A 14,102-nucleotide genomic window follows, 5' to 3' on the forward strand; every position below is an offset into this window, starting at 1 on the left:
ATAATACAAAATTCTAAAATCCTGCCTTCAGATTCACAGGAAAAAGGTTAGGGATCATGGTCACCACTCACAATCTCGGTCTGCCGCGCATCGGCGCCAGACGTCAACTCAAATTCAACCTGGAAGCCTATTGGCGAGGTGAAATCGATGCCCATCAACTGATGGCTGCAAGCGCGCAGATTCGCGCGCAAAACCACCAGCAGCAACAGCTTCTGGATTGGATCAGCGTCGGGGACTTCTCCCTCTACGATCATGTTCTCGATACCAGCATCCTGTTGGGAAATCTACCGCGCCGCTTCGCACAGCAACAACTCAACCCCTTGGACCGCTACTTCCAGGTTGCCCGTGGACGTTCGACAGAAACCAGCACACCCATGGCGGCGGCTGAAATGACCAAGTGGTTCGATACCAACTACCACTATCTGGTGCCTGAATTCGACCGGGACACCCGCTTCGAGCTGAACCCAGAGCAGCTGTTGAGTCAGATCGAAGAGTGCCAGTCGAAAAACATCAAGCCGGTAATCATCGGCCCTGTCACTTACCTCTGGCTTGGCAAAAGCAAAGACGAAAGCAATCCGCTTGATCTGCTGGAACAGCTGCTGCCGGTCTATCAGCAACTGCTGCAACAACTGGCTGAAGCGGGAATCGAGTGGCTGCAGGTCGATGAACCCATCCTGGTGACGGAGCTGGATCAGAGCTGGCGCCACGCCTTGAGAAACGCCTACTTCCGTCTGCAGACAAAAGCCATCAAGCTGCTGCTGACAACCTACTTCGGCAGTCTGAAAGAGAACCTGCAACTGGCCTGCGAACTGCCGGTTGCCGGCCTGCATATCGATGCCACCCGGGCCAGGGATGAAATCGAACGGATCATCGACTGGCTGCCGCAGCATAAGATCCTCTCGCTTGGGGTTATCGACGGACGGAATATCTGGAAGTGCGATCTCAACGCTCAACTGGATTGGCTGGAACCGATCCATCAGCGACTTGGTGAGAGGCTCTGGTTGGCACCCTCCTGCTCCCTGCTTCACGTGCCGGTGGATCTCGAGAACGAAACCGAACTCGATGGGGAGCTCAAATCCTGGCTCAGTTTTGCACTTCAGAAACTGTCAGAACTTGAGACGTTGGCCTGTGCGCTCAACAAGGGACGAGCGTCGGTAGCCCGGCAATTGAACGACAACGCCCAAGCCATCCGGCGGCGCTTGAAATCACAACAGATTCACATCCCGAGCGTCATTCAACGGACGGCCGGAATCACCGCAGAGATGGGGCAGCGCCAGAACAGTTACGCAATCCGTCGAGCCATTCAGCAGCAGAGCTTGAATCTGCCCCTCTATCCGACCACGACCATCGGCTCGTTTCCGCAAACCAAGACCATACGACAGAACAGAAAAGCCTACCGGCAAGGCCAGCTCGACAGAGACGACTATCTTGCCGTGATGGAGAAGGAGATCGCCCACGCGATCCGGCAGCAGGAGGATATCGGCCTGGATGTACTGGTACACGGGGAGGCGGAGCGCAATGACATGGTTGAGTACTTTGCTGAATTTCTCACCGGCTTTGCCTTTACCCGTTTCGGCTGGGTTCAATCTTATGGCTCGCGCTGCGTCAAACCACCAATCATCTATGGTGACGTCCAGCGGCAATCCGACATTACCACCCACTGGACCGGCTATGCCCAGTCGCTCACCGACAAACCGGTGAAAGGCATGTTGACCGGCCCGGTCACCATGCTCAACTGGTCATTTGTACGCGATGACCAACCTCTCGCACTAACCTGCAATCAGCTGGCGCTCGCCCTGCGTGACGAGGTACTTGCCCTGGAACGGGCGGGAACGGCCATTATCCAGATCGACGAGGCCGCGCTGCGCGAAGGTCTGCCGCTTCGACGCAAACAGTGGCCCGACTATCTCGACTGGGCACTCAACGCCTTCCGCCTGACCGCCAACGGTGTACGGGACGATACCCAGATCCATACCCACATGTGTTATTCCGAGTTCAACGACATCATCGAATCGATCGCCACCATGGATGCGGATGTCATCACCATCGAGACCTCCCGGTCTGACATGGAGCTGCTCGATGTGTTCGAGTCCTACGAATACCCCAATGAGATCGGCCCAGGTGTGTATGACATCCACTCCCCCAACATCCCGAGCATAGAGAGTATGGTTAAACTGATTGAGCTGGCCCAATTGCGCATACCCGCTGAGCGACTGTGGATCAATCCGGATTGCGGCCTGAAGACCCGCCAATGGCAGGAGGTCATTCCGGCCCTGAAGAACATGCAGCAGGCGGCACGGCAGCTACGTGAGACAGTGCAACTCGACAGTCATCGAACCTCAACCACCGGATAGGATCCACCTGACGGATGAAATCAGACCGGCTCTGGCGCCTTGCCATAACTCAAACCGTGAGATGACAAATACAAACTATAGATAAATTCATACTTAAATTACCCTGGCAAGCCATAGTTCACCCAGATGCTATCCGCTAGAATGAAGGATTTACCCGCCCACGAGGAATCTGACGTGTTTCGCAAAGAACTCAAAGTCCTGGACTGCACCATTCGCGATGGTGGATTGATCAACAATTACCATTTCACCGACGATTTCGTGAAGTCGGTCTACCGGGCGGCGTGTGAATCCGGGGTGGATGTCATCGAACTGGGTAAGAGGCTGATGGTTAGTGAAGAGTATACCCGCGAGGCCTACGGCAAATGGAATTTCTGTGATGACGATGATCTGAATATGATCATCGACTCCCATGAGTGTGAGCATCGGCCACTGGTGGCAGTGATGTTCGATATCGGCCGGGTCGACATCAACAGTCTGCAGCCACGGGATCAAAGCCCCTTCGACATGGCCCGGGTTGCCTGCTACGTACCGGACATCGACAAGGGCCTGGATCTGGTAAAGCGCTCCAAGGATCTGGGTTATGAAACCACCATCAACATCATGGCCTGCTCCGCCGCCATTCGCACCGATCTGATCGAGGCCCTCAATCAGGTCGAAGAGACTGCGGAACTCGACTACCTCTACCTGGTGGACAGCTACGGCGCCTTCTATTCGGAGCAGGTAACCGACTATCTTGAGCTCTACAAGAAGCATGCACCGAGCAAGGAACTGGGCTTCCATGCTCACAACAATCAGCAGCTTGCCTTTGCCAATACCCAGCAGGCGATCATCGACGGCGTCAATCTGCTCGACGCCACCATCAACGGCATCGGCCGGGGTGCCGGCAATTGCAATCTGGAGCTGTTACTCAACTTCCTGAAAAACCCCAAGTTCGATGTTCGCCCCATCTATAAGGTAATTCAGGAGCAATTCGTACCACTGCGTGAAGAGATCGAGTGGGGCTTCAACGATATCTACGGTATCAGCGGCCATCTGAATCAGCACCCCCGCGCCGCCATGAAGTGCCGTTCGGAAAAAGAGATTCGAGACCTCTGTTACGACTTCCTCATCGAACAGAGCAAACTCAATGCTTAAAACGTCTTTGCCAACAGGGCCTCTTGCAGGCCCTATTGGCTGACAATCCAGCTCATGAATGACTGGCGGGTATCTTGATCCGCCTTGAGCCACCAGTAGCGCAGCTGCTCACCCGCATCCTTCGGCAACTTGTCCGTGTGCACTTGTGCATTGACGGCCAGTGACTCCTTTCGGGATGTCGTGTCGACTGCAGCAGTCTCAACAGACTTTGGCGAGGGCTCCAGCTCACTGCGGATCGTGACCTGGGGATTTTTTGCAAATGCCTGTTTATCTTTAAACGCGGCAGGCTCCGGAGTGAGTCGATAGTGGACACCGGATTTCGCATTCAGGTTGATCACAAAGGGGCTTGAATTGATGACTGCTTCGTAGCCCAGATCCGGATCGATGATCACATCCTTATATCGAAGTGTGATTTCATGCTCACCTTCCGGCAACTCAAGCTGCGCTTGATGTGAGAGCAGGGAACCGCTCACTGCCTGACCATCCAAGGCCAGAAATTCGAAACTGTCGGGAATGGTAATTCGTGCCGCCTGTACAGTGCAGCCGGCCAGACTCAGCCAGGCCAGCAACACTCCGCCGATCAACAGCTTTGCATAGAACTTCGCCATCTCATCACCTCCTGTCGGAGCCAATTGAAACTCAATCGACCCGTTACACAAAAACAGACCTTGCAGGGTCAACTGCAAGGTCTGTCATTTGAGTGAAGCTTCTGATCAGAAGGCGTATTTGGCGGCAAATTGCAGCCGGTCCAGCTCACCCTCGTCACCGCTCTCTTTCTCCAGCTGGCCATGCAGAAGCATGACACCGAGCGTAACCGGTTTGATCGGGTTGTACATCAGGTTGACCTGGATGCTGTTGGCGCTCTCATTGAGACTGCCCGGAGCGAAGGAGGGGTTATCCACCTCAACCAGACTCAGAATTACGTTCGAACGCCACTTGCTGTTCCACATATGCCGATAGGCGACAAAGCCGGCGAGGGATTCCACCGCTTCAAGACTGCCATCACCCGGATCGATCACCGCATCCCTGACCACACCCAGACTGGTGTAGCGGCCCATGCCGTCGCCATAGTTGACTGCGAAGCGAATATCATCCGTTTCGAGGATTTTAATCTTGCCACTGACACCAAGACCCCAGCCGGTGGTGGTCTCTTCCGAGCCGCCATCCTCAACTTTCAGTTGACGCAGTAGACCGTTGACCCGCACATGTCCCCAGCCCATCTTCATGCTGTAGTTCGCCGCCAGATCAGGCAGCGCATTATCGTCACTGATGCCAGCATCGGAAAAAGTTTCCGGATTCTCCAAAGCCAGCTGGACATTACCCAGGCTATAGCGAATCATCGGCTGTCTGACAAACACCGTACCTTCCGGCGCACCCAGAAAGTCCAAGGCATCGGGCAGCGCACCGGTATCCATGAAGGTCGACCAGGTTTGGCCGAACAACCAGTTGTCGAAGGTGAAGAGGTAGTGTCTCAGGCGTGGGGAGTAGCTGTTGCTCACCGCCTCATTTCCGAATCCGGTGGTCAGGAAGTCCATCTCCATCACCACACCAAGCGAGTGATCACCAGCTTTTGTCTTGGCCTTGAAATTGATGCGGGACTCACGGGCAGTCATGTCATACACCGCATCACCGTCATCACCACCCGTCGGGATGGAAAAGGGCAGATAGAAAGTCCTGCCCGCACCGCCGGCACCGCCAGCGATGGTTCCGCTGTCGGTATCGGTCCACATGGCGCTCAATTTTGCATAGCCACCGATGCTGACATCCACGTCACCACCGAAAACCTGACTGAAGTTGTAGGCCGATGCAGTTGCTGGCAGCATCATGCAGGCACCGATTAGAGCAATCCCTGGCAGCTTCTGTTTCATTTGATTCATCGTGTGATTCTCCACAGTATCAATTGAATTCAGCTGTTATGGTTTTTTAGTGCTGAGTTGTTTTATTGCCGATATGGCGACTGCCCTACGTGAATATTTTTTTGCTTTATATCCTCACTAACGACTGCTGAGGATGGATCGCCGGACTGAATCGACTATTTCTGATTCGACGAAAGCCCAGGATCGGAAAATCGGGGATACGGATTTTTATTACATATTTATGAACCTAATCCTAGGTTGCAGATACTACACCATTATCCGGAGAAAGAAACCGTTCCCGTTCAACCCGGGTGACGAAACATCTTGGATCGACAGATCCTCTGGTAGCGAACAATTCGCCTCACCGGTTCATACAATAGATACGCACCACAGTGCAGATGGATTCAGTCACCATACAATAAAAAAACTGACCCAGGCCGGTTGAGTGTGGATGGAAACAGAATGGCCCAGGTGAGTTCCAGATCAAGGATTGGCTGGAGTCATTCAATCAATGGGGCGGCCTACCTGGATGACTATCACCAACCCTCAACAGTTTCCAATTAGTGTTAACAGGCCCTAGAAGCCGAGGCCATCCGAAGAAAATACCCTCCCTTCTTCAGGATGTTCCTTGTTATTTGGACGAATCCGCTCTCCCCTGCTATGCGGGATCTTTTTGGGCAATACCGCACCACCAGATAAAGAACAAGAGTCCTATATGTTGCTGAATTTCCTAAATGTTTAAAGTCACAGCCCATCTGTCCGATAACACTATAAATTTTATGGTTATACACTTTTTCACTGCTTGACGGTCTTCGAGGTAGCGGTTTTGCCGAGAGTTTTATTGATTGAGCACTCCCCGACCATCCGCCATATTCAGAGAAATCTCTTGATCAAGGCTGGTTATGAGGTCGAGATTGAAAGCGACCACAAATCTGCGATTCCACGCATTCGCGCCAGCGCTGACGACGGTGTGAACTTTGATGCGGTTATGCTGGGCTGGCCCGCTGATACCTCAATCGATACCTCGTCGTTCTGCAAGATGCTGGAGAGACAGGCCTATGCCTCCCAGGTGATCGTGGTGTTTGCCCATGAAGAGAAGAACACGATCGCTGACTGGGCCAAAACAAGGCCCAATACAAGGTTCCTGCTTTGGGCAGACTACAAACGGAGTGCCGATCTGCTTTCGCACATGTTGGCAGATACCAATAAGAGGACAGCAAACCAGGCCGAGAACCATTCATCGGTTCAACCGATACGGGTACTGTTTGTTGATGACTCCAGAACTGTCAGGGTTAAGTATAAGCGCCTCTTGAATGCCAATGGCTATGCAACTGAGATTGCCGGCAATGTTGGCGAAGGCTTTGAAAAGGCCCTGGCCTCGCCCTACGACATTGCCATCATCGATTACTTCATGCCGGATGCCACCGGCGACGTGTTGTGTCAGAAACTGCGCGAAAACGAGACCACCGCATCAATAACCTCTGCCATCATTACCGGCTCCTACCTCGACAAGGCGATCAAGGAGTCCCTTGAAGCCGGTGCCGTCGAGTGTATGTTCAAGAACGAAAGTGATGACCTTTTTCTCACCCGTATCGATGCGATGAGTCGCCACATTCGAGCCCATCAGGCGATCGAGAAGGAGCGCAAAAGGCTTGGCGGGATTCTCAGGTCGGTGGGGGATGGTGTCTACGGGGTCGATCCCAATGGCCATATCTCATTCGTCAATCCAGCCTGTCGCCAGATATTGGGCTATGACTCCGATGCGCGATTGATCGGTAAGTCGGCACATCAACTCTTCCACTTCGCAGATGAAGAGGGCGATCACGTTTTACAGGAAGCCTGCTTTCTGCAGGAGAGCTATGCCAATGGCGACAAGGTCCAGGCCAGGGAGACCATCTTCTGGCACAGATCGGGCAAGCCCATCCCGGTGGAGTGCACTGTCTACCCACTCACCATTGAGGATAAGCGAGAGGGTTCGGTTGTCGCATTTCGTGACATCTCTGAGCACAAACTGCTTGAAGCAGAGCTACGTTGGCAGGCAGGCCATGACGCATTGACCAAGCTGCACAACCGGCGCTATTTCGAAGAGCAGTTGAACCTGGAGGTTGATCGGCTGAAGCGCAGCAATGAGATCAGTGCACTGCTCTACCTCGACCTCGACCGATTTAAGTACATCAACGACACGGCAGGGCATGCCGCAGGAGACCGTCTGCTGGTGGAGATCGCTCAGCAGATGAACCAGCGTCTGCGCAAATCGGACTTGCTCGCCCGCCTGGGTGGCGACGAGTTCGCGGTCATTCTGAGGAACGTTACCAAGAAGAGCGTTGTGCACGTCGCTGAAGACTATCGTGAAATGCTCGACCACTACATGTTTGTCTATAAGGACAAACAGTACAAGATCAACGGCACCATTGGCATTGCCCTAATCGACAAAGCATCGGTATCTTCCAGTGAAGTGTTGGCGAATGCGGATATCGCCTGTCATATCGCGAAAGGTGAGGGGCGCAATCGCACTCACCTGTTCGTCCAGGAGAACGATAACAAACTGGCGATGGACAAAGATCTTGGCTGGTCGTCGCGGCTGCACAATGCGCTGGAGTCAGACCACCTGATCCTCCACTACCAGCCGATTATTCCAGTTGAATATATCCCGACCTCACTGATGTCCGGCAGTGACGGGCCGATCTTCAAGCAACTGCTTCCGATGGTACCTGAGTCATCGATGATCAACGAGGTATTACTGCGCTTGGATGATCCCTCCTGGGGCATGGTGCTTCCCGGCGCCTTTCTGCCAACCGCAGAACGCTTCAATATGATGGACAAGATCGATGGTTGGGTAGTGAACGCCGCCCTCAGACAACTCGCCCAGTTGCAGCAGCAGGGATATACCGGCACATTCACCATCAATCTGTCGGGACAGACAATTACCAATATGGCGCTGATCGAGACCATCGAGGAGCTGGTGATCTCCCTGGGGATCGACCCCAGCAAAATGATTCTTGAGATTACCGAGACCTCGGCCGTCTCCAATCTCATCTCCGCCAATCAACTGATTACCAGACTCAGCGCTCTGGGCTGTCGCTTTGCGCTGGATGATTTCGGCAGCGGCTTCTCCTCCTTCTCCCATTTAAAGAATCTACCGGTGGATTACGTCAAGATCGACGGCCTGTTTGTCAGAGGCGTTGCCGCGGATACAGGGGACAGGGCCATCGTCCAGTCGATTAACGATATCGCCCATTCGCTGGGTAAGATGACGGTGGCTGAGTATGTGGAGGATGCTGAGATACTCCGTTTTCTGCACCAGATTGGTGTGGATTATGTGCAGGGGCACTACCTGGCCCATGCCATGGATATCTCCGACCTGCCACTGGGTGACAACGCCAACCGGGCCAACAATCCGTCACAATCGCAAGCCTAGCGGGCGATGGGGCAAACCGGGTAGTGACCAGCCGGAACACCAGACGAAGCTGTTTTCTGTCAGCCCTATCATGGCGCAGCAAAGGTTAGACGACCAGCAACACGCACCATTTTGGAGCATTACCTGCCGCTGAGAGAAAATCACCCCGACCGGGTGTCGCTGGATCCAAGTGTGAGATCCGCTCTTTACCTCAAACTCCGTCGACTCTATCAACCCTGACCCGATTGGTCCTGGCAAACCGAACCGGATGCCCAGCCTGCAGAGCGCTTCAACCTTGCCAACAACCTGGATTTGGCACAGAACCTGCTCTTGAATTGCAACGTTTACAGAGCATGCCGGATCTATGGTGTCATGAAAAAAACAGACCTTTTCAGGAGAGGCAGATCAAATCCCGAACATCGACAACCGCCGTTGCCCACGCCATGAGCGGAAATTCAACTTGCAAAATCATGATACGACCTGTCTCAGATCATTCTGATTTGACCCTGCAGCGCTATGCTGAGCCATCAGACCAATAGAGCTGGAATATCAAGTGTCGATCATACCCATATCAGGCCATAAAAGAGCACAGAGTCCAATCGACGGATGGCTGGTCTTCACCGATCTCGACGGTACCCTACTCGATCACCACAGCTACGATTTCAGTCCGGCGCTGCCTGCCCTCAGGTTATTGAAAGAGAATCGGATCCCGGTGATCCCGGTCTCAAGCAAAACCCATGCAGAGTTGAACGTCCATAAAGCGCAGCTTGAGCTGGATGGACCGATGGTGGCGGAGAACGGCAGCGTCATCATCTACCCGAATGAGGAATCCCAGATTGCCCCGCCCGGCTATCTGATGATGCGCGACTTTTTAGTCGAATGCCGCACCGACCCTGACTTTGACTTCATCGGTTTCGGTGACATGAGCGACCAGCAGGTGATGGATGAAACCGGCCTGGATCGAGACTCTGCGCATCTGGCTCGACAACGACTGGCAACGGAACCTCTGCTCTGGCGCGGCGATCGGGAGAGCCTGAAACGCTTTCAACGCAAGGCTGAATCTGCCGGCATGAAACTTCTGCAGGGTGGACGTTTTCTTCATCTGTTGAGCGATACCGACAAAGGCCACGCAGTCACCCATATCGTCAACCATCTGCGCAGCCGAGGTCAGCAGATCAACCGAACCATCGCCTTGGGTGACAGTGATAACGATCGAGCAATGTTATTGGCGGCAGACACCCCAATCATTGTGCGCAAGCATGATGGCAGCCATATGACGCTGCCGGAACGACCCGATACCAAAGTGACCGAAGAACCGGGACCCGCCGGATGGAACCAGGCGCTTCTGGACCTGATACAACAATTTGAGGAGCGATAATGGCCGACTTTTTCCAGCATGGGGATATCACAACGCTACACAAACTCACCGAGCGCCCCCTCGAAGAGATGGAGCAGGAGCTCTCCAGCTTTGCCAGTAAGAAACCGATCGGACTGATTCTTCCCAGTCTCTATTCGGAACTCACCGGCCCCGCTCTCAGCCATATCATCGATGAGCTGCAGCATGCCAGCTACATCTCCCACATCATCATCGGACTTGACCGGGCCACTGAAAGTGAATTCAAACAGGCCCAGGATTTTTTTGCCCGGCTACCCCAACGTACCCACCTGCTGTGGCAGGATGGGCCAAGACTGAGAAGCCTGGATGCAGAACTTCAGGAGCGGGATCTCTCTCCCCCAGAGCCGGGTAAGGGGCGCAATGTCTGGTTCTGTATGGGCTACGCCCTGGCGATTGAAGAGCTGCAGGCAATCGGACTGCACGATTGCGATATCGTCACCTACTCCAGGGAGCTGCCGGCCCGACTGCTCTATCCCCTGGCCCACCCCAACTTCAGTTTTGAATATGCCAAGGGCTACTACGCCCGGGTCAATGAGAACAAACTCAGTGGACGGGTCACCCGCCTGTTTGTCACACCGATGTTGAGGGCGCTGAGACTGATGGTCGGTCCACTCGACTATCTGGAGTATATGGACAGTTTTCGTTATCCCCTCTCTGGTGAGTTCGCCATGAGTCGGGATCTCGCTTCCCAGGTTCGAATACCCAGCGATTGGGGATTGGAAGTGGGCCTGTTATCGGAGGTCTACCGCAATATCTCCCACCATCAGATCTGCCAGGTCGATATCGCCGACCATTATGACCACAAGCATCAGGATCTCTCCGCCGAGGATCGTACCGGCGGATTGGCGAAGATGAGCCGTGACATCGCCAAATCCTTCTACCGCAAACTCGCCACCGAAGGCATTCAGATGAATCAGGCCTTCTTCCGCAGCCTGAAGGCCGCCTATCTGCGTAAAGCTCTGGATATGGTGGAGATGTACTACCACGATGCGAAGCTCAATGCCCTGGCCTTCAACCGCCACGCGGAAGAGGAAGCGATTGAGGTGTTTCAGCAGAGCATCGTCGAAGCGGGCCAGGCGTTTCTCGACAACCCGCTGGAGGCCCCGTTCATCCCCAACTGGAAGCGGGTACTCTCGGCGATGCCCGACTTCACCGACCGGCTTTCCCAGGCCGTGGCTGAGGATAACCGTTGAAAAAGGATACGTCGTAAATAGACCCGTTTAAGGCTAAGACTGATAACGCCACAATGTCACCGCGAAAAGGCTAGGGCCTGTTAACACGAATCCAATAGGCCCCAGAGAAGCGGTGAGTATCACCCCTTGGCCATCAGCCAGACAGTCTGATAGGGTCGAAACCGCACCCCGTCACCATCCATGTCCGGCACCACCTGATGCAGGGCATCGAACCAGCGCTGGTTCGTTCCGCCCAATGCGGATATATCCACCGATCTCAAGTCACCGGTCATGTTATGGATGGCGTAGACGCGCTGTTCCCCATCCAGACTGATCCGCTCCAGACCGAGGACCCCGTCCGGCAACTCCAGCACCCGCTGGGGCGCATCAGGATGAAACGCCTTGATCCCGCTGCGGATGCGCAGCCGACGAATGTATTCTGGGAATACCTGCCCCGCATCGGTCAACGGCAGATCGATCAACCGTTCGAGCTCGGCACCGTCCCACTTGCGCCGATTGATACTGCGGGTCATGCCGGTACGCTCCACCCCTAGTGGATCATTCGGCGTTGCTCCCAGGGCGTTGATGTAGACCGCTGGAATACCCCGAAACGAGAGCGGCAGGGTCTGGGAGAGCATGTAGCGGGCGATGTGCCAGGGATCCACATCATCATCCTCGGCCGCAAAGGCATCGAAATAGCTGATATTCAATTCATAGGGCCGGTCCCGGCCTTCGGTAGTGGCGCGCATCGAGACATAGCCGCCCCGCCGGCGCATCATATCAAGCAACACATCCAGATCTTCATCCGGCACCAGGCCCTCAAGCGGACGCAGCCCCACCCCATCGTGAGAGGCAGTGAAATTCAGATAGGTACAGTCTTCAGGCAACTTCTCCTGCTCCAGAGAGCGGGCCCAGGGCACCAGGAACTCGGTGGTCTGACACATGATGGCATGCAGAATCAACGGCGGCAGACTGAACTGATAGACCATATTGGCCTCATCGCCCTGATCGAAGTAGCTGATATTCTCCTGATGGGGAACATTGGTCTCCGTCAACAGAATCGCCCCGGGTTCAAGCACATCAAGCAGTGTCCTGAAGAGCTTGATCACTTCATGGGTCTGCGGCAGATGGATACAGCTGCTACCGATCTCCTTCCACAGAAAGGCAACGGCATCCAGTCGCACTGCCCGTGCACCACGCCGGATATAGTCGAGCAGGATGTCGATGAACTCGAGCAACACTTGCGGATTGGCGTAGTTGAGGTCGATCTGATCATTGCTGAATGTCGCCCAGACATCGAGCATTCCGCGGGGCGTACGAACCCGGCTCAACAGGGGCGTACTGCGAGGCCGCACCACCATGGAGAGATTCTCATCCGGCGACACCTGGATCACATAGTCGCGCCCGGGCTCCTCGTCATGCACAAAGTTGACGAACCAGAGATGCTCCCGGGACATGTGGTTGAGCACCAGGTCGAACAGCAGGGAGAAGTTCTCACCCAGCTCACGGATATCCCGCCAATCCCCGAGCTGGGGATTGACGGCACGGAAGTCGGAGACCGAAAAGCCGTCATCTGAACTGTAGGGGAAGAAGGGCAGGAGATGCACCATGCTGAAGACGCCATTCAGGCGTCTGTCCAAAAACTGTTTCAAGGAGGCCAGTGGGGTCATCCCCGGATACTGAATGCTGTCCCCATAGCTGATCAGCACGCTGTCCTTCTCATCCCAACGGGGGATATCGAGGCGCTTGCCCTGCCGCTCCTCGATATGCCGACCGATCAACTCATGCAGTTTCGGCAACAGCGTTGCAGCCTGCTGCTCACCATACAACAGACCCAAATGACTCAGAAGTCTGGTATCTAATTCATCGACGCTCATGAAAAAAAACTCTCACCAGTGACTCCAGGGGCAAATTATTTAGCCAAATTGATCTGTTTGTGTTGATAAAATATGACTATATTCAATATCTCTTAAGTATAAAAGAGTTGATCCAGATCAACCGATACGCGAAACCATAAATTATCTACTGCTATTGTTTAGTAAGCAGTACCTAAAAACCCGAATCCATGGGTTTATGACGGCGTAGACCGCAAGCTATTGCTTCCCCGGCGGTTAGAATTATGTCCGCTCACCCCATGGGCGAAGCTGAGATTTGTTTATTCCACTGGATAACCAATAGCTTACGCTTTGCGAACGCCACCAACCCGCGGATTCAGGTTAAAACAGATTAAAACTACCTGCATGCACCAAAGGAGATCCACTATGAGGTTAGAACACTCAGCATCCCGCACCTCTCCTGAAAACCTGAAAGCAAGCCGTCCTATTGAAGTGGAAGGACGTATGATCGCAGTCGATGAGAATGGCTATCTGCTGACGCTGGATGACTGGACCCCGGCCGTTGCCGAAGCACTTGCAGATGCCGATGGCGTGACCCTGACAGAAGAACACTGGTTGCTGATCGATTTTCTGCATCGTTTCTATGCAGAGTATGGCATTGCTCCGGAAATGCCTATCCTGGCAAGAAATCTGTGCAAGGATAAAGATGATTGCCACTGGACCAAGCGTTATATCGAAACCCTGTTTCCGGGTGGCGCCAAGATGGCCTGCCGCTATGCCGGACTCAGCGCACCGGTAGGACGCAGTTGCCTGTAAGGGGTATAACAACTCACTAAGAGCTCGATTTGATGGGGTATCTACCACGTGCCTATCCTATGATCCCGGTAGGCACGTCACTTTTTTCAACCTTCTCCCTTCCCAACGTTCAGCAAGCTAAAAAATCCTGACATTGTAAGCT

At 54.0% G+C, this 14,102-nt stretch carries 9 protein-coding genes; 6 read left to right on the top strand and 3 right to left on the bottom strand.

Features of this window, described 5'->3' with window-relative positions:
* Positions 1-56 precede the first annotated feature (56 nt).
* Both metE and AC4IE8_RS15050 read left to right on the top strand, forming a co-directional pair.
* Positions 57-2,354 carry a 5-methyltetrahydropteroyltriglutamate--homocysteine S-methyltransferase gene (gene metE / locus AC4IE8_RS15045; protein ID WP_068987377.1) on the top strand — a complete coding sequence of 766 codons (2,298 nt, stop codon included), beginning with the start codon at positions 57-59 and terminating at the stop codon, positions 2,352-2,354.
* Between the two features lie 174 nt (positions 2,355-2,528).
* The gene (locus AC4IE8_RS15050; protein ID WP_068988484.1) at positions 2,529-3,488 is read left to right on the top strand and encodes an aldolase catalytic domain-containing protein; all 960 of its coding nucleotides are present in this window, start codon (positions 2,529-2,531) and stop codon (positions 3,486-3,488) included.
* A gap of 32 nt (positions 3,489-3,520) precedes the next feature.
* On the opposite strand, the gene AC4IE8_RS15055 is transcribed toward AC4IE8_RS15050, so the two are convergent.
* Both AC4IE8_RS15055 and AC4IE8_RS15060 read right to left on the bottom strand, forming a co-directional pair.
* Positions 3,521-4,096, bottom strand: coding sequence for a DUF2057 domain-containing protein (locus tag AC4IE8_RS15055; RefSeq protein WP_490791371.1), 576 nt, complete (start codon positions 4,094-4,096; stop codon positions 3,521-3,523).
* Between the two features lie 105 nt (positions 4,097-4,201).
* Positions 4,202-5,365 carry a DcaP family trimeric outer membrane transporter gene (locus AC4IE8_RS15060; protein ID WP_490791372.1) on the bottom strand — a complete coding sequence of 388 codons (1,164 nt, stop codon included), beginning with the start codon at positions 5,363-5,365 and terminating at the stop codon, positions 4,202-4,204.
* A gap of 820 nt (positions 5,366-6,185) precedes the next feature.
* Here AC4IE8_RS15060 and AC4IE8_RS15065 point away from each other — a divergent pair.
* From AC4IE8_RS15065 to AC4IE8_RS15075, 3 genes are all read left to right on the top strand, one after another.
* On the top strand, positions 6,186-8,762 hold the full coding sequence (locus AC4IE8_RS15065) for a two-component system response regulator (protein ID WP_490791373.1): 2,577 nt from the start codon (positions 6,186-6,188) through the stop codon (positions 8,760-8,762).
* Between the two features lie 532 nt (positions 8,763-9,294).
* Entirely contained in the window at positions 9,295-10,119 is an 825-nt protein-coding gene (locus AC4IE8_RS15070) for an HAD-IIB family hydrolase (RefSeq protein ID WP_490791374.1), read from the top strand.
* Positions 10,119-11,330: a glycosyltransferase family protein gene (locus AC4IE8_RS15075; protein ID WP_068987374.1), complete on the top strand. Its 1,212-nt coding sequence runs from the start codon at positions 10,119-10,121 to the stop codon at positions 11,328-11,330. Before AC4IE8_RS15070 ends, AC4IE8_RS15075 begins: the two co-directional genes overlap by 1 nt.
* Positions 11,331-11,449: 119 nt before the next feature.
* Here AC4IE8_RS15075 and AC4IE8_RS15080 read toward each other — a convergent pair whose 3' ends face one another.
* Positions 11,450-13,186, bottom strand: a complete 1,737-nt coding sequence (locus tag AC4IE8_RS15080; RefSeq protein ID WP_068987373.1) for a sugar phosphorylase — start codon at positions 13,184-13,186, stop codon at positions 11,450-11,452.
* Between the two features lie 384 nt (positions 13,187-13,570).
* On the opposite strand from AC4IE8_RS15080, the gene AC4IE8_RS15085 reads away from it, so the two are divergent.
* Positions 13,571-13,960 (top strand): TusE/DsrC/DsvC family sulfur relay protein, encoded by a 390-nt coding sequence (locus AC4IE8_RS15085; RefSeq protein ID WP_068987372.1) that lies wholly within the window; start codon positions 13,571-13,573, stop codon positions 13,958-13,960.
* Positions 13,961-14,102 lie beyond the last annotated feature (142 nt).

Source organism: Candidatus Thiodiazotropha sp. AKAK2, from assembly GCF_058244685.1.